Below are 17549 nucleotides of genomic sequence, written 5' to 3'. Positions count from 1 at the left end.
GGCTATTATTAGACCTCATTTTATTATCGTAAGACTCAATAAACATACCTTTCCCGCAACGCCACCTTATTAATCTTCCCCACACTCGTCTTATCAATAGTCTCCACCATCCGCGTCCTGAGAAGGACGACCTGCTTGGAGATCATCCCCTTGTCGGCGTATTCCCGAACATGGTGCTGAATCTGCTTTTCAACGACCACCGTGCCCGGTTTTGGCACCACCAAGGCCAAGGGCCGCTCGCCCCATTTTTCATCGGGCAGGCCGATCACGGCCACCTCGGCCACAGCGGGATGATGGGCGATGATATCCTCCAATTCCAGAGAGGATATCCACTCTCCACCGACCTTGATGACGTCCTTGCTCCGGTCGGTTATCTTCACGTATCCCCGCTCATCCCGCACCGCCACGTCACCGGTGTGCAGGTAGCCTCCCTCCCAGAGTTTCTCGGAGGTTTTGTGATCCTTCAGATATCCCTGGGTCAACCAGGGGGCGCGGACGACAATCTCGCCCGTGCTGCGGCCGTCGCGAGGCATCTCGTCCCGCCCTTCCCCCACCACTTTCAGATCGACCAAGGGAAGCGCCAAACCGGTCTTGCAGCGGATCTCGGCCTGCTCTTCCGGGCTTAGCTTCAGCATATCGGGGGTCAATTGGGCAAGGGTCAGGATGGGACAGGTCTCGGACATGCCGTAGCCGGTAAAAATATCTATGCCGTGTCCCAATGCCGCCATGCACAACGCCTGGGACATGGCAGCGCCGCCGATGATCAGCTTCCAGTTGCTCAGGTCGATCTTGGCCGCATGGGGATGTTTGAGCAGCATGTGCAGAATGGTCGGCACGCAATGGGAAAAGGTGACCTTTTCGCGTTCGATCAGTTCCAGCAGCATATCCGGTGCGTAACGACCGGGGTAGACCTGTTTGAGCCCCAGTGACGTGGCCACATAGGGCAACCCCCAAGCATGAACATGGAACATGGGAGTGATGGGCATGTAAACGTCGCCGCGATGCAGACATCCCTGGACAACCGAGGAGCAGAGCGCCGCCTGGACCCCCAGGGTATGCAACACGAGTTGGCGGTGACTGAAGTAGACCCCCTTGGGCATGCCGGTGGTGCCGGTGGTATAAAAGGTGGTGGCACGGGTATTTTCGTCGAAGTCGGGAAATTCGAATTCCGGCGGGGTCGAGGCCAGCAGTTCCTCGTACTCGGCGGTGAATGTCAAGGTTGTCTCGTGGGGATGCGGTTCGTCGCCCTTGAGGAGAATAAAGTCGCGCACCGTGTCAATGCGGCCGCGGATCTGTTCCAGGATTGGCAGAAACTCGGAGTTGACCAGAAGCACGTCATCCTCGGCATGGTCGATGGTGAAGAGAATCTGTTCCGCGGAAAAACGCACGTTGATGGTGTGCAGCACCGCGCCGATCATCGGCACGGCAAAAAAGCACTCCAGATAGCGGTGACTGTCCCAATCCATAACCGCCACAGTATCTCCCGGTTTCACTCCCATCCGTGTCAGGGCCGCCGCGAGGCGCTGGACCCGCTCGCGGAACTGGCGGTAACTATGGCGGACTTGGTCCCGGTAGACGATTTCCTGGTCCGGCGCATCCACTATGGGGTGCAGGAGCAGTCGTTTGATCAGTAATTGGTAGTCATGGGCGGATTCGGTGCGGGGAATGGGGATGCATTTCATGAAAACAGTGTCCTTTCGACATCATTGTTCGCTTTCGCTGCGGGCCGATCCGGCCGCAGACAAACGGATTCATACTACCGACGTGTTCTCCAAAAGTCCACCCGCTATGTTGTATTTATGTATCCTTCTGTGCCTTTTTGCCCTCCTGTTTTATGCCGTTGCCCTTGTCAAACTCTTTCCTTAGCCGCTCCAACCCTTTGCGATAACTTTCGGCGTCGCCGTACTCAAAAAAGCGAGGATAGCGATCATGGGCGGCCCGGATGCGGCGAGCATGCTTGATCGGGCACCAGTACTGTTCGGTGCGGGCGGCGATCTCCCGAAAATAGGCTGCCAGTCCATTGCCATAGGAGCAGTAAAAGCAGTTCAACTTTTCTATGATGTTGAGATAGGGGAGGTCCTCACGATCAAAAACCAGGTATTCCGCACGCTTGACCTTGGGAATTTCGTAGATCGGGAAACAGACCGCCTGGTAGATCAACAGGAAAAGATCCAACAACAGAAAAGGGATGAATCCGGCATAGATGACCGGGGCGGTCAGAACGTTCAGCGGCCGGGATTCAGCCAAATAGCGGAAAAACCCGGTCTTGAGGCGGCGCTGCTGGCGTGCCGCCTCTTCGGCGAAACGGACGCGCTTCTCCTCGATGATAAACTGGAACTGCTCCCGTTTGGTGCGGAACTCGACCTCCAGTTCTTCTTCAAGCTCCCTGATCTTCTGGATCAGTTCATCGATTTGTGGTGCCATGATGGTCTCCCGGCGGACAGAATTGCAAAAAAAAAAAAAAACGCGCAGCCTGACCTCTATTCAGACTGCGCGGTATGATCACGAGAGATACTACTGATGTTTCCATCCTGCAACTACGGGGGAAGAGAGCGACAGCGTTTAGCGCTCGCCGGGGTTCCCTCCTCCCTTCATCTGTCGCCTCGCAACTCTGCGATCATCTGGTGAATCTCCAGAAGGGCCTGGTCCTGGGCTGCCAAATGATCCAGAATGGCACGGATTTCCTTTTCAGCCTTTTGGTTGATCAGGTAGTCGTTGTGGGCCTCCAACCGGTCCCTGGCCGCCTGCCGGTTCTGGCTCATCATGATGATGGGGGCGGCATAGGCCGCTTGCATGGACAACACCAGGTTCATCAGGATAAAGGGATAGGGATCCCAGTGCCGAGCCCAAGCGGTCACGTTGACCACGATCCAGACGCCCAGGATGATGGACTGGATGGTAATGAACCACCAGGAGCCGAGATTCAGGGCGAACCAATCCGACGCCTTCTGGCCGAACGTCAATTGAGCTTCGAGTATTTCGTTGACGTTTTGGACCGGTTCGTGTTCATGCTTGAACGGTTCAGGGAATCGCAGTGAGCTCATGTGATCCTTTCAAGATAAAACTGAGGCTGCACTAGGTCGTTTTTTCCGGTCCTGTTCCTCCTGCATCACCGCAGGCTAGAAGTAGGTGACCTGCAACAGCGGTGCGAGAATGCCCCGGTTCGTTCCGGTGGTATCGTTGATTTCAATAAGCCCCGACGAAGCGATCCCCGCATCACGCAGGATACGGACCTGGAAGTTGAGCAGTCCCAACCGCTGTGCTTCCACCATCAAACCTGTCACATCCACCGTTACATGCTTTCCGAAATCTGATTGGGAAATGGGAGGGGTGATCGTGGTGGTTGCCAGCGCCGGTTGGAGCGTTCGATCAAAATCCGTTCCCACCAGCGTTGGCGGCTGAAAGGAAACAAGGTCGATGCGGACCGGGATCGTACCGCTCAGGGGCTGGGGCTGGATACTGGTGATAACGATATCCAGGAACGCCGACAAAATAACGGCATTCCCCGGGACGCCGCCCGCCTCGGTCAGGGGGAAATCGAGGAATGCGCGGTATTCGGCCCCGGTAGCCGGATCTATGCCGGCGAACACGCTTTGGACAGTTGGCGACATGCCCTGCGTAACGGTGAAAACGCCGCTGACGGAATCCCGTGCGATATCGCCGTCAGAAGTAGAATCGCTCACAATCTGGGCAACGAATGTCGGGTGCGCTCTGCCGCCGTCATTGCCGCACCCTGTCTGGATCAAGATCGTGAGCCCCATCAGTGCCGCCAGGATAAGCCGTTTCATAGCCACCTCCCGTTGTGCGACGCGAGAAACCAAACCATCCCCTTTTCTAGGAACATACTACCACAACTGAGGTACAAACTAAACACAACGTCACAGGGATAACTTTACGCCACCCGCCGCACGACGACCTTTTCGACCTCCAGGACGGCGAACAGCACTATTCCCGGGACAAAGACCCAGGCCAGCGCCTCGGCAGCCAGGGTGGTGGTTTTGAAGAAGGCCTGCATGGCCGGCAGATAAACGACCATCCCCTGCAGCAGGATCACTAATCCGACCATGGAGAGGAGCAGGGGGTTGCCGAAGAGCCCCATGCGGAAAAAGGAGTGCCGAAATGAGCGCAGGGCCATGGCTTGGCCGATCTGGGCAAAGGCCAGGGAGGTGAACAATACGGTCTGCCAGTTCTCGGGGTGGAACCGCCAATGGTGATAGGTCAGCAGAATGGTCGAAGTGCCGATAATCCCCCCGGTCAACAGGGTATGGCGCACCATGCGGCGATCGAAGATCTGGGAGGTTGGAGAAAGCGGGGGACGGGCCATGACGTCCGGCTCGGAGCGTTCCACTCCCATCCCCAGGCCGAGCAGGCCGTCGGTGAGCAGGTTGAGCCAGAGCAGTTGCAGCGGGGTAAGGGGGCTGGGCAATCCCAGAAATGGCAGGGTCAGCACCGCCAGAATCTTGCCCAGGTTGCCGGCCACGGAGAATTCGATGAACTTGCGGATATTGTCGTAGATGGTGCGCCCCTCACGCACCGCAGAGACAATGGTGGCAAAGTTGTCGTCCAGGAGCACCATATCGGCCGCCTCGCGGGCCACGTCGGTGCCGGTTATCCCCATGGAGACGCCGATATCGGCCTTTTTCAGGGCCGGGGCATCGTTGACGCCGTCCCCGGTCATGGCCACCACCTGCCCCTGGCGTTGCAGGGCATCGACGATCATCAGCTTGTGCTCCGGCGAGACCCGGGCATAGACCGACACCTCCCCGCCCGCCGCAACCAGGCCGGCCGTGCCGATATGCTCAAGCTCGGCACCGGTCATGACCCGCCCCCCCTCCCCCATACCCAGCCCGTCGGCAATGGACCTGGCGGTCAACGGGTGGTCGCCGGTTATCATGACTGGCCGGATGCCCGCCTGGCGGCAGAGTTCAACCGCATCCCGCGCCTCGGGGCGCAAGGGGTCCATCATAGCGACCAAACCGATCAGGGAAAGACCGTGAACAGCGTGTGTGTCCCGGCCGCCGATGCCGCAGGCAACGGCCAGCACCCGCCTTCCCTGGCCCGCCAGGCGGTCGACGGCCGTCATGGCCGCCTGACGCTCCGCTGCCGCAAGCGGCTGGTCGCCGACCCGGTCGCACAGTTCCAGCACCGCCCCCAGCGCCCCCTTGCCGACCACAAGACATTCACCGGTGTTCAGAGGGGCGGGAAGTCCAAGCGATGCCGCAACAGCAGCATCTCCAACCGTGTGGAAGGTGACCATGCGTTTGACCGTGGAATCAAAGGGAGTCTCGGCAACGCGCGGCAGGCGGGCCTCCAGCTCATGGCGCAACAGTCCCTCTTGTGCCGCGGCCGCAAGAAGCGCGATCTCGGTCGGGTCCCCTACCCCCTGCCCCTCTCCTTCCGCCAGCACGGCCTCGTTGCAGAGCGCAACACAGGCCAGTATTCCACGGCGGGCGGCTTCAGCTTCCGATTCCGCGCCGTCGAGCTGCGGAGCGGCCTGTTGCAGGACTTCTGCGCTGGTGACGACCTCGGTGACCGTCATGCGGTTCTGGGTCAGGGTGCCGGTCTTGTCGGAACAGATCACGGTCACCGAGCCGAGGGTTTCAACAGCCGGCAGCTTGCGGATCAGGGCGTGACGTTTCAGCATGCGTTGCGAGCCGATGGCCAGGGTAATGGTGACTACCGCCGGCAATCCCTCCGGGATAGCGGCCACCGCCAGGCTGACGGCGGTCATCAGCATCAGGCGCAGGTCCTCGCCACGCAGCAGGCCGATGGCCAGAAACAACAGCGAAACCGCCACCGCGGCAAGGGCCAGAATTTTTCCCAAGCGGTCGAGGCGCTTCTGCAACGGCGTCCATTCCTGGGCCACATCCTGCAACATGCCGGCGATACGCCCCAACTCCGTGTTCATGCCGGTTGCCACCACAACGGCCGCCCCACGGCCATAGGCAACCGTGGTGCCCATGAAGACCATGTTCACGCGCTCGCCGGTCGGAATGGGATCATCCATTGTTCCCAAGGCCTCGACACACTTTTCGACCTCTTCGGCCTCCCCGGTCAGGACCGCCTCCTGCACCCGGAGGCTGTAGACCTCAATCACCCTGCAATCGGCCGGCACCAGGTTGCCTGCCTCCAAGAGGACGATATCGCCCGCCACCAGATCGACTGCCGGAATTTCAACCGGCATCCCGTTGCGCCGCACCCGCACCACAGGCACGGCCAGCCGTTTGAGCGCCCGCATGGCCCGCTCCGCACGGTATTCCTGTACAAATCCCAGGAGGGCAAAGAGGCAGACGATGGCAAGGATAGTCAGGCTGTCTTTGAAAGAACCGACAAAAGCAGAAAGGAACGCTGCCCCGGTCAGGATCAGCGCCATGGTCGAGGTGAACTGCTCCCACAGAATCAGCCAGGGCGACGTGCCGCCCCGCTCCCGCAATTCGTTACTGCCGAAACGGGACAAGCGGCAGGCGGCTTCGCCGGATGAGAGGCCGCAGGCGGCATCGACCTTCTGTTCCGCCAGAACGGTTGCGATGTCCCGCAGGTGCCACTCCATCAGTAGACCCGGGGATCCGGGGTGTCGAGCATGGGGTTGAGGCGGACGGCCAGGGAAAACAGGTAGGGGTAGTCAACCCTGAGGTGTTGCATGTACAGGACCCATTCACGGGACAGGTGCCCGAAAACGCGCTTGATATCACCATTGATGTGTTCGGTATCGCTCGGAGACATTGCCTCAAAGGATGACCGCGCCTCCAACTCCTCCACCAGATGGAATACGGCCCACAGCAGGTCGGTAAACTGCTCGTGCTCCAGCAGGTTCTGATTTTCCAGGAGCCCAACCAGAAACGTGCGCTTTTCGATCAGGAACGCCTTCAGCCGGTTCTTGCCCCCTGCATCGCAACTGATCCTGATATCGGTCCGGCCCAGGTAGTCCAGCGCCTTTGCGAATTCGTCATCTTTCCAGTTCCCGCCAATCACGAGATGGCCTTTCAATTCTCCACAGGTCGCCACACAGGTCGATAGCTCCCTGAGCAGACGGTTGCCGACCTCGCTGAAAAAAACACCGATCACCATATTGAGCTTGCGCATGACCGCCTGGCGCTCCCGCTCCCGGACAATTTGCTCAACTATTAGTGTAATAAATATGACATAAAGTGGCAGGAATGCCAGATTTCCTAAAAAACTGGAAGCGATGTCGCGGCTGTTGCCGAGAACAGAGTAGTCAATCAGGTACAGGGCCAGCGATGCCCCGGCCAGGGCCGCCAATACGATGTGTTTTTTACGGAACAATCCGTTCATCAACGCTTCTCCATTTCAACCTTCCCGCAGGGCATCGACGATATTCAGACGACTGGCCCGCACGGCCGGGATTACGCCACCCACAAACCCCATGAGCAGTGAAAACAAGAGTGATTTGTAAATAATTTCGACAGTAAGGGTAAATGAAAAGGCAAGCTCGGAAAAGGTCTGCCAGTTCATGGTCGAGATGGTGATAAATTGCATGAATGACGCCATGAAAAGTCCGGCGACACCGCCGATCAGGCCGAGCAGCAGGGACTCCATCAAAAAGGCCAGCATGATGCTGCTGCGCTGGAAACCGAGGGCCCGCAGGGTGCCGATCTCTCCGACCCGGTTGGCGACGGCGGCATACATGGTGATCATGGCACCGATGATGGCGCCCAGGGAGAAGATCACCGTCAACGACATGCCGAGTATGCGTAAAAACTTGGCCATGGCCTCGGATTGATCTCGATAGTAGCGGGTTTCGCGGCGCACATCCAACGTCAGTCGCGGGTCGGCATCCAGCTTGGCCTTGACCGCAGAAAAGTCGCCGCTGTCGCGCAGCCGGAAGGTGACCGAGGAGTACACCGGCCGTCGGAAAGCCTGCATCAACTGGATGGCATCACCCCATATCTCGGAATTGAAACCGGTAGCGCCGGCATCAAAGATACCGACTACCGTCCAGTCGCGCATGCCGAAGCGCAGCGATTCGCCGATCCCGCCGCCTTTGAAGCGCTGCGCGATACTGCCGCCCGCCATGATTTCCGTTGAACCGGGACGTGGCATGCGCCCCTCTACCAGTCGCACCTGGGGACGGAGCTTGAGGGACGCCGGATCAATCCCCCTGATGACCACATTGGCCGGCTTGTCGCTGCCCCGCTTGGGAAGGCTTATCAGGACGACCAGTTCCTTGGCCGCCAGGAGGGTGCCGTCGCTTCCGGTAGCGATATCCGGCAGGCTCTCCACAATGGCGGCCTGGGAGCGCTCCACACCGCTTTGCACCTCCGAGTTGGCCGCCTTGCGGGTGACAATGACATTATCGTCGGAACCGGTTTCAACCAGCGTTTTCTCCAATCCCGCCGACAACATCAGGATCGAAGCGAAAACGAACACCACCAGCGCCATTCCCGTTGCCGTCAGAAAGGTTGTCAGGCGGCGGGTGAAAAGATTGCGAAAGCTGTAGGAAACCGGGATGGGCATCTCAATCGGCCTGTCCGTTACACAGGGAGCGTGATGGTAAAACAGCAGCCGCCCTCGGGAGGCGATTCGACGGTGATGGTCCCGCCGTGGGCTTCGATAATGCGGTAGGTGACGGCCAGCCCAAGGCCGGAACCCTCCGCCTTGGTGGTCCAGAAGGGTTCGAACAGGTGGGCCGCCGTAGTGCTGTCGATACCGCAACCGCTGTCGGTCACCGTAATAACCGCTGCGGGGGTTTTGTTGAAACCATCCGCTCCGCTGAGTTGAAAACGCGATTCGATCCCCACCACGCCCCCCTCCGGCATGGCCTCCGCGGAATTACGGAACAGATTCAGCAGGACCTGCCGCAGTTGATTGATATCGGCTTGAATCAGTATATGCGCGGCAACGAGATTACGAAAGGACACCGTACTGAAGTGACTGTCCGAAGACAGGAGCATAATCAGGTCTTCCACCAGCGGCCGCAACTCGAACCGCTCCTTGCAGGGGGATGAAGGACGGGCATAGGCAAGAAAATCGGTAATCAGACCGTTGAGCCTTCCCGCCTCGCGCAGCACGATCTTCAACAGCCGCTGATCGTCTTCCGATACGGAACCGTGCTCGGCCAGCATCTGGACCGAGCCACTCATGGCCGCCAAAGGGTTTCTGATTTCGTGGGCCATGCGGGCGGATACCTCGCCGAGCGCCGCCAGCCGGTCCGCCCTTTTCAGGGCCGTTTCCATCCGTTTCATGGAGGTGAGGTCCTTGAAGTTGACGATTGCCCCCGCCGATGCTCCCTGGCTGTCGCAGAACGACACGGTGTTGTAGCCGAGGGTCATCATCTCGCCGCTTGGCAGTGCATATTCGAGCTCCCCGTCCATCCGGGAGTCCATATTGCCGGCAATATCCGCAAGCGCCGGAAAGATGTCCGCAAGCCGGGTATCATAGGCATCAGCCTGCGTCATGCCGGTAATCGTTTCGGCATAACGATTGAAAACCCTGATCCTGCCGGCCGGGGTAATCGTAAGCAGACCGCTTTCCAGATTCGATACGATGCTCGTGCTCAAACGCTCCAGCTCATCATAGTTGACGGTTTTCTCGCGGAGCGCTTCCTCGCTTTCCCTGGCGCGCGCCGAAAGAAAACTGGTGATAAGGGCCGTCAGATAAAAGCCCATGAGGTTGAAGAAGATCGTGTAAAAAATGTGCGATGCGCCAAGTTGCTGGGCATCGGACCGGCTGAGGCCGATCGAGGCCAGCAGGCCGAAGTATTGCAGATCGACGATGGAACCGTAGAGTATGCTGCAGAGGGATGCTGCGTAGAGCGCTTGCCGCCCCCCCAGCAACAGACCGGCGCTCATGATGGAAAGGAGATAGAGAAAGGAATAGGGGCTGAGTATGCCGTTGGTGAACAGCAGGAGGACCGTTACGAAGAGCAGATCCCAGATCGTCTGGAGGTAGGCGATAAAGGCGTGGTATCTCTGGAGCCGGAGAAACAACAGGCAACACAGGGAGAACAGAAACGAAAACGCCATCAAGCGGATCAAACCGCTTTGAAGGTGCCCATCAGCCGAGGTAAGGTCCTGATAATTCAGGAGTACGGTAGACGCCAGGAACAGGAATGACACCACGATCCTGGCATAGATGAAAAGCCTGAGTTTTCGTTCAAGCCCCATATCTTAGCCGCCGACGGTCCCCGCCAGCTTGAAGATCGGCAGGTACATGGCAACGACCAAACCACCGACAGCCGTTCCCAGAAACACCATCAACAGCGGCTCCATCATGGCGGTCATGGCCGAAACGGCATCGTCCACCTCGTCATCGTAGAAATCGGCGATCTTGCCCAGCATGGCGTCCATGGCGCCGGTCGCCTCGCCAACGGCGATCATCTGGACGACCATGGGGGGAAAAACGCCGCAGGAGGCCAGCGGCTCGGCCATGGTCTTGCCCTCGGAGATGGCTTGGCGCACGCCGTAGATCGCCTCTTCGACGATCTTGTTGCCGGCGGTCCTGGCCACGATATCAAGCCCGTCCATAATCGGCACGCCGGAACTGACCATCGTGCCCAGGGTCCTGGTGAACTTGGCAACGGCAACCTTCCTGATCAGCGGCCCGGCTATCGGCGCCTTGAGCGCCATGCGGTCGATCTTCTTCTGCCCGCCGGCCGTGGCGTAGTATTTCTTGATGGCGGTAATAATGCCGAAGATGACGGCAATGATGACAATGATGTACTTCATCAGGAAATTGCTCAGGCCGATGACAAACTTGGTCGGGGCCGGCAAATCGCCGCCGAAATCGGCAAACATCTTGGCGAAGGTCGGGATGACGAAAATGAGGATGACCCCGACGACAATAACCGCGATGGACATGATGGTGATGGGATAGACCATGGCCCCCTTGATCTGTTTCTTCAGCTTCATGGCCTTTTCGATGTAGGCCGCCAAGCGGTTCAGGATGGTGTCGAGGATACCGCCGACCTCGCCTGCGGCCACGAGATTGACATAAAGCTGGTCAAAGGCCTTGGGATGCTTGCCGAGGGCGTCGGCAAAGGTGGAACCGCTTTCCACACTCTCCTTCACCTTATAGAGTATATCCTTGAAGGTCTTGTTCTCCTGCTGGCTGGCAAGGATCTCAAGGCATTGGACCAGCGGCAGGCCCGAATCGATCATGGTGGCAAACTGGCGGGTGAAGACGACCAGATCCTTGGTTTCGACCTTGCCGCCGCCAAACTTGGGGAGTTTGATGGAAAACGCCTTGACCTGTTCATTGATGCTGATATTGGTAAAACCGTACTTTTTCAACTGGGCTTCAACGATGTTGGTATTTGCAGCCTCAATGACGCCCTTCTGCACGCCACCGGTTTTGGTGCGTGCTTCCCATGAAAATTTTGGCATTGTCCGATACTCCTCGCTTTTAGTGAGCAGGCGGCCGTCTCTGCATATTCAGGCCGGCAGAGGGGTTATTGATCATCTGCTTGAGTTCTTCCGGGTCCTGAGAGCGCCCAAGGGCCTCTTCCAGGGATATCATTCGTTTCTGATACAGGGACAGGAGCGACTGGTTCATCGTCTGCATGCCGTACTTCTCCTGCCCGACCTGCATCTGTGAATAGATTTGATGGACCTTGTCTTCACGAATCAGATTGCGAATGGCGGCATTGGGAACCATGATCTCCAGGGATAACGCACGTCCCCGCGAGTTCATTCTCGGGATCAGCGCCTGGGATATGACTCCCTCCAGTACAAAGGAAAGCTGCGCCCGTATCTGGGTCTGCTGATACGGGGGGAACACATCCACAATACGGTTTATGGTCTGGACGCAGGAGTTGGTATGCAGAGTGGCCAGACAGAGATGCCCGGTTTCCGAGAGGGTCAGCGCCGCCTCGATGGTTTCCAGATCGCGCATCTCGCCGACCAGAACCACGTCGGGATCCTGGCGCAGCACGTACTTGAGGGCATTTTTGAACCCCTTGGTGTCGGCCCCCACCTCGCGCTGGTTGACGAGACACCCTTTATGGGGGTGCAGGTACTCGATCGGGTCCTCGATGGTGACGATGTGCTCGTGGCGGTTGATATTGATGTAATCGATGATGGAAGCCAGGGTCGTGGACTTGCCGCTGCCGGTCGGGCCGGTCACGAGAATCAGCCCCCGGGACTTGGCCGCCAACTCGGAAACGATGGCGGGCAGCCCAAGCTCTTCGAACGTCAGGACGCGGTAGGGGATAACCCTGAATACCCCGGCCACGGCCCCGCGCTGGACGAATATATTGCCCCTGAAGCGGGAAAGCCCCTTGACCCCGAACGAAAGGTCCAATTCGTTTTCTTCTTCGAACTTGTGCTTTTGGGCATCGGTCAGGACGCTATAACAGAGCTGCTTGGTCTCAACCTGGTTCAGCGGCGGGAAATCCAGCGGCGTCAGCTTGCCGTCAACCCTGATCTGGGGCGAGGTGTTGGTGGTGATATGCAGGTCGGAACCATTGCTTTCGACAAGAACCTTCAGCAGTTGGTGCAGATTAACCATTGAGCCCGTCCTTTCTAGTCGTCAGCAACAGTTACCCGCAGGACCTCTTCAAAGGAAGTGACTCCTTCCTTGAGCTTGGTGAGCCCTGACTGACGCATGGTCTTGATGCCCAGCCGCATTGACTCCCGCTTGATCTCGGCGGTATTGGCGCCATTGAGGATCAGTTCACGGATTTCATCAAGCATGGGCATAACCTGATAAAAACCGACCCGCCCCTTGTAGCCGGTATTGTTGCAGACGGAACACCCTTTGCCGCGCATGCAGACAAAGGAAGGCGCCTCATCGGGTGAGACGCCGGCGTCGATCAATGCCTGGACCGGGATGTCTTCCGGTTCCTTGCATTCGGCGCAGACCCGGCGGGCAAGGCGCTGGGCCGTAATCAGGTTGACGGCCGACGCTACCAGAAACGGTTCGATCCCCATGTTGAGCAGGCGGTTGATGGTGGCCGGGGCATCGTTGGTGTGGAGGGTGGAAAGCACCATGTGGCCGGTCAAGGCCGCCTTGGTTGCTATTTCAGCGGTCTCGAAATCACGAATCTCGCCGATCATGATGATATCGGGATCCTGCCGCAGAAAAGAGCGCAGCGCCGCGGCAAAATTGAGGCCGATATCCTCGTGCATCTGCACCTGATTGATGCCGGCAAAGTTGAATTCAACCGGGTCCTCGGCGGTGGAGATATTCTCGGAAACCTTGTTGAGCTCCGCCAGGGCCGAATAGAGGGAAACCGTCTTGCCGCTGCCGGTGGGGCCGGTGACCAGCACCATGCCGAACGGCTTGTGAATCTCGCGCAAAAAGTGCGCCAGGGCCTCAGGTTCGTACCCCAGCTTGGTCAGGTCCGTTTGCAGGTTGCTCTTGTCCAGGAGCCGCAGGCAGATCTTCTCGCCGAACAGCGTCGGCAGCACCGAAACGCGAAAATCCATGTCCTTGCCGCCGCCCAGTTTGATCTTGATACGGCCATCCTGGGGCAGTCGCCGTTCGGCGATATCCAACTCCGACATGATCTTGATACGGGAGGTAATGGCGTTTTTCAGCTTGAGCGGCGGTTTCATCACCTCGTAGAGGACACCATCGATACGGTAGCGGACGCGGAACACCTTTTCGTAGGGTTCGATATGAATATCGCTGGCCTTTTTCCTGATGGCGTCCTGGAGGATGGCATTGACCATCTTGACAACCGGAGCGTCCTCGGTGGCCCGTTCCAGGGAGTTGACGTCCACCTCGTCGGTCTCGCCGACGACCTCCACATCCTCAAAATCCATGTCGCCCATGACATCGGCCAGCGACGCGGACTGATCGTAATTCTTGTCGATGGCGTTTTTGATGTCCGATTCGGACGCAACCACCATCTCCACATTATAGCCGGTCATGAACTTAATGTCTTCGATGGCGAACAGATTGGACGGATCACTGACCGCGACGATCAGCGTTGCGCCGGCGCGGTTGACCGGTATAAGCTGGTATTTCTGGACAACTTCCTGGGGAATGACCTTGATGACGGCGGGGTCTATGTCATAATCAGAGAGATTGACGGCAGGAACGCCGTATTGCTTGGAGAGAAACGAGGTAAGATTTTGGTCGCTGATGGCATTTTGCTTGATCAGAATCGTGCCGAGACGCATCTGGCCACCGGAAAGCTTTTGTTCCTCAAGCGCCTTGGCAAGCTGTTCCTTGGTGATCAGGTTGTTTTTTACCAGGATCTCTCCCAGCCGGCTCGACTGCATATCACCCCCGCTAATGTCAGCGTCGTGAGATATTATGCGGAGTACCCAGTATTGTCAAGCTGTTGTTGTTGCCGGACCGGCACGCTACCAGAGCCGAACAAATCAGCTTTTGCAGTTTGAAATTGACATTTTACCGCCCGTGTTTTACAAAAGTTTTTCATCTAAGGAGGTAGAGGGTTTGAGCGAACGAAGGATAACCTATAAGGATGCCGGGGTTGATATAGCGGCCGGCAACAGCTTTGTCAGCATGATTAAACCGCTGGTCAAGGCCACGTCCCGCCCGGAGGTCATGGCAGATATCGGCGGTTTCGGCGGCCTTTTTTCGTTAAATACCGCCAAATATAAAAACCCGGTGCTCGTGTCCGGGACCGACGGCGTCGGCACCAAGCTCAGGATCGCCTTTATGGCAGACCGCCACGATACCGTTGGCATCGACCTGGTGGCCATGTGCGTCAACGATATTGTGGTACAGGGAGCGGAGCCGCTCTTTTTTCTCGACTACCTGGCAACCGGCAGGCTCCAGCCCGAGAAAGCGGCGGACATCGTCAAAGGAATTGCCGAAGGATGCAAACAGGCCGGCTGTGCCCTTATCGGCGGCGAAACGGCTGAAATGCCCGGTTTCTACGCCGATAACGAGTACGATATCGCCGGTTTTGCCGTAGGGGTGGTGGAGCGGGACAACATCATCGACGGCTCGGGCATATCCGTCGGCAACCGCCTGATCGGCATAGCCTCCAGCGGACTCCACAGCAACGGCTACTCGCTGGCGCGCAAACTCATCTTCGAACGCCTGGGGCTGTCCCTGGACTCCCAGCTGGCCGACACCGGCCGGACCGTCTGCGAAGAGCTGCTGACGCCGACACGCATCTATATCCGTTCCATCATGAACCTGCTCAAGGATTTCAGGATCAACGGCATTGCCCATATCACCGGAGGCGGACTGCTGGAAAACATCCCCCGCATCCTGCCCAAGGGGTGTAAAGCCACCATCCACCTGGATCGCTGGGAACGGCAACCCCTTTTTCACATCTTGCAGGAGGCCGGCAACGTCGAACGTGCGGAGATGTACCGCACCTTCAACATGGGGATCGGCATGGTGGTGGCTGTCTCGGAGGAGGAATCCGAGGATATCGTCTACCGCCTGAAGGGGCTTGGCGAGCAGGCTTGGGTTATCGGCGACATTACCACCTGCGCGGACGGCAGCGAGTGCGTCGAACTGGTGGAGGGGTAGTGACTGACGGAAATCCGGTCAGGCTGGCGGTTCTGGTTTCGGGAAACGGCACCAATCTCCAGGCCGTTATCGACCGCATTGCGTCAGGCGGGATCAATGCCACCATTGCGTGCGTGATCAGCAACAGACGTGATGCCTTTGCCCTGAAACGCGCCGAAAAGCACAACATTCCGGCAATCATCCACGAGAGTGGCGCTTACGCCGACCGCCGGGAGTACGATGCCGCCCTGGTGGATCTGTTGCGGGACCATGGCGCCCAGTTGGTGGTCCTGGCCGGCTTCATGCGGATTCTGACCGATGTGATGGTCACGGCGTTTCCCCACGCCATCATGAACATCCACCCAGCCCTTTTGCCGGCTTTCCCGGGCCTTCACGCCCAGAAACAAGCCCTTGACTACGGTGTCCGCTTTAGCGGCTGCACGGTTCACTTCGTGGACGGCGGAACCGACACCGGTCCGATCATCCTCCAGGCGGTCGTTCCCGTCCCGGAAGACGACACGGAAGAAAAGCTCGCGGCCCGCATTCAGCATGAGGAACATCGTATCTATCCCGAGGCCATACGCCTCTTCTGCGCGGGGAAGATTCGTGTGGAGGGCAGACGGGTCAGGCTGTCGCCATAATTTATCTTGACAACGCAACCGCAGTAGTGTTACTAAACTAGCTTCAATTTAGACATTACACGCGAAAAGAATCATACGGAGGTGCAGCTTGGCACATCACAAATCGGCAATCAAACGGATTAAACAGAACGCCAAGAGGAATGCCCGCAACCGGCACGTTACCTCAACGCTGAAGACATATATCAAACGGGTGCGCGAGGCTGTCGAGGCCAAGGACAAGGAAGCCGCCACCGCAGCCCTGAAGGCCGCCATTCCGGTCATCGACGCCTCCGCTTCCAAGGGCGTGATCCACACCTCCAACGCCTCCCGGAACGTGTCGCGCCTGACCAAGCTCGTCAATACCCTGGCGTAAGACACACCGGCACATACACATATGAATCAAAAAGGGAACCTCCCTCAAACGGGGCGTTCCCTTTTTTCGCATCTGACGACCATGTGGCGGCGCCGGCACTACCCATCACCTATCGGTGGTTGCCCCGTTCATCCCCGTTTCAAAATGCATATGCATTACCGTGCCAGCGTTGCCGTACAGATCCCGACCACCAAGCCGTGCATCAAACCGGCCGACTGCCCTCCCCCTGTCTTGGACGCAACGTCGCAGCGATAAAGTTCCTCGAACAACATTCCCAATTCATCCCGCGAAAAATTGCGCGCCTGCTGGACCACTTCCCCCAGAAAAAACGTGTGGATATTGAGTTCCCGGCCGATATCGGCCTGGGACACCCTGCGGTCCAGCAACTCCCTGATCCGCCACAACTGCCGGAAATGCCGGGTCAGGGCGCCGATCATCATCGGCGCATCCTCGCCGTTGCGAAAGAGAGCCCCCAGACTCTTGAGGGCATTCTGCAAATCGCGCATCCCCAGGAAGCGGGCAAGCTCGAAGGCGGTAAACGCCTTGCTGCTGCTGGCGATGACGCGTACGTCCTCCACGGTTATCCGCGACCGGTCGCCGCAGTACACAGCCAGTTTTTCAATCTGGGACGCCAACTCCTGGAGGTTGTTGCCGATCAGAAGAGACAGCAACCCGGCGGCGGCCGGGTCGATCGTTTTTCCCTGGACCACCGCTTCGCTCTGGATGAAGCCGCTCAGCTTGTTGTCGTAGAGCCGCTTGTATTCCACCAGGCAGCCCTGTTTCTTGAGCTCCTGGAAGAATTTCTTGCGCTGGTCGATCTTGGCGCCGGTGAACACGAGGCACGTGGTTGCCGCCGGATTGCGGACATAGGGCAGCAGGCTCTCCAGCACATCGGCCTTGAGCGCATCGGCGCGTTTTACCAGCACGGCCCGCCGCTCGGCGAACATGGGCAGGGTCTGGGCGGCATCGAGGATTTCGACCCCTTTGGTTTCATTGCCGTAGAAAACGTTGAAGTTGAAATCCTTGAGCGAAGGATCGATGGCCCGTTCCAGCAATTGGCGCACGGCCCGTTCGATCAGGAACGTCTCCTCGCCGTACAGATAGCTGAGCGGCGGGATGGTCCCCTTGTTGACGGCGGTTTCGAACTCCTGGGCAGTCAT

Annotated in this window: 15 protein-coding genes; 3 read left to right on the top strand and 12 right to left on the bottom strand. The window is 58.2% G+C overall.

What is annotated here, in order from left to right; translation table 11 throughout:
* Nucleotides 1-35 precede the first annotated feature (35 nt).
* From F6V30_RS12590 to pilB, 11 genes are all read right to left on the bottom strand, one after another.
* Entirely contained in the window at nt 36-1682 is a 1647-nt protein-coding gene (locus F6V30_RS12590; protein ID WP_151157299.1) for a fatty acid--CoA ligase, read from the bottom strand.
* A 115-nt stretch (nt 1683-1797) separates the two neighbouring features.
* Complete coding sequence (locus F6V30_RS12585; protein WP_151157298.1) at nt 1798-2424, bottom strand: hypothetical protein; 627 nt, start codon at nt 2422-2424, stop codon at nt 1798-1800.
* A gap of 167 nt (nt 2425-2591) precedes the next feature.
* Entirely contained in the window at nt 2592-3044 is a 453-nt protein-coding gene (locus F6V30_RS12580) for a DUF1003 domain-containing protein (RefSeq protein ID WP_151157297.1), read from the bottom strand.
* A gap of 75 nt (nt 3045-3119) precedes the next feature.
* Complete coding sequence (locus F6V30_RS12575; protein WP_151157296.1) at nt 3120-3788, bottom strand: hypothetical protein; 669 nt, start codon at nt 3786-3788, stop codon at nt 3120-3122.
* A gap of 104 nt (nt 3789-3892) precedes the next feature.
* Nucleotides 3893-6550 carry a cation-translocating P-type ATPase gene (locus F6V30_RS12570; protein ID WP_151157295.1) on the bottom strand — a complete coding sequence of 886 codons (2658 nt, stop codon included), beginning with the start codon at nt 6548-6550 and terminating at the stop codon, nt 3893-3895.
* A complete protein-coding gene (locus F6V30_RS12565) occupies nt 6550-7293 on the bottom strand; it encodes a hypothetical protein (protein ID WP_151157294.1) in 744 nt (247 codons plus the stop codon). Before F6V30_RS12565 ends, F6V30_RS12570 begins: the two co-directional genes overlap by 1 nt.
* Nucleotides 7294-7308: 15 nt before the next feature.
* Nucleotides 7309-8475: an ABC transporter permease gene (locus tag F6V30_RS12560; RefSeq protein ID WP_151157293.1), complete on the bottom strand. Its 1167-nt coding sequence runs from the start codon at nt 8473-8475 to the stop codon at nt 7309-7311.
* A 17-nt stretch (nt 8476-8492) separates the two neighbouring features.
* Nucleotides 8493-10124, bottom strand: a complete 1632-nt coding sequence (locus F6V30_RS12555; protein ID WP_151157292.1) for a two-component system sensor histidine kinase NtrB — start codon at nt 10122-10124, stop codon at nt 8493-8495.
* A 3-nt stretch (nt 10125-10127) separates the two neighbouring features.
* On the bottom strand, nt 10128-11342 hold the full coding sequence (locus tag F6V30_RS12550) for a type II secretion system F family protein (protein ID WP_151157291.1): 1215 nt from the start codon (nt 11340-11342) through the stop codon (nt 10128-10130).
* A 19-nt stretch (nt 11343-11361) separates the two neighbouring features.
* Complete coding sequence (locus tag F6V30_RS12545) at nt 11362-12465, bottom strand: type IV pilus twitching motility protein PilT (RefSeq protein WP_151157290.1); 1104 nt, start codon at nt 12463-12465, stop codon at nt 11362-11364.
* A 14-nt stretch (nt 12466-12479) separates the two neighbouring features.
* Nucleotides 12480-14186 carry a type IV-A pilus assembly ATPase PilB gene (gene pilB / locus F6V30_RS12540; RefSeq protein WP_151157289.1) on the bottom strand — a complete coding sequence of 569 codons (1707 nt, stop codon included), beginning with the start codon at nt 14184-14186 and terminating at the stop codon, nt 12480-12482.
* Between the two features lie 178 nt (nt 14187-14364).
* On the opposite strand from pilB, the gene purM reads away from it, so the two are divergent.
* The 3 genes from purM (at nt 14365) to rpsT (ending at nt 16389) form a co-directional block, all read left to right on the top strand.
* Nucleotides 14365-15417: a phosphoribosylformylglycinamidine cyclo-ligase gene (gene purM, locus F6V30_RS12535; RefSeq protein ID WP_151157288.1), complete on the top strand. Its 1053-nt coding sequence runs from the start codon at nt 14365-14367 to the stop codon at nt 15415-15417.
* Nucleotides 15417-16037: a phosphoribosylglycinamide formyltransferase gene (gene purN, locus F6V30_RS12530; RefSeq protein WP_151157287.1), complete on the top strand. Its 621-nt coding sequence runs from the start codon at nt 15417-15419 to the stop codon at nt 16035-16037. The genes purM and purN overlap by 1 nt, the downstream gene beginning before the upstream one ends.
* An 88-nt stretch (nt 16038-16125) precedes the next feature.
* On the top strand, nt 16126-16389 hold the full coding sequence (gene rpsT / locus F6V30_RS12525; RefSeq protein ID WP_151157286.1) for a 30S ribosomal protein S20: 264 nt from the start codon (nt 16126-16128) through the stop codon (nt 16387-16389).
* Between the two features lie 155 nt (nt 16390-16544).
* Here the strand turns inward: rpsT and holA are convergent, their stop codons facing one another.
* Nucleotides 16545-17549: a DNA polymerase III subunit delta gene (gene holA / locus F6V30_RS12520; RefSeq protein WP_151157547.1), complete on the bottom strand. Its 1005-nt coding sequence runs from the start codon at nt 17547-17549 to the stop codon at nt 16545-16547.

This window comes from Oryzomonas sagensis (genome assembly GCF_008802355.1).
GTDB lineage: Bacteria > Desulfobacterota > Desulfuromonadia > Geobacterales > Pseudopelobacteraceae > Oryzomonas > Oryzomonas sagensis.
This window is presented reverse-complemented; position numbering and strand designations above follow the sequence as displayed.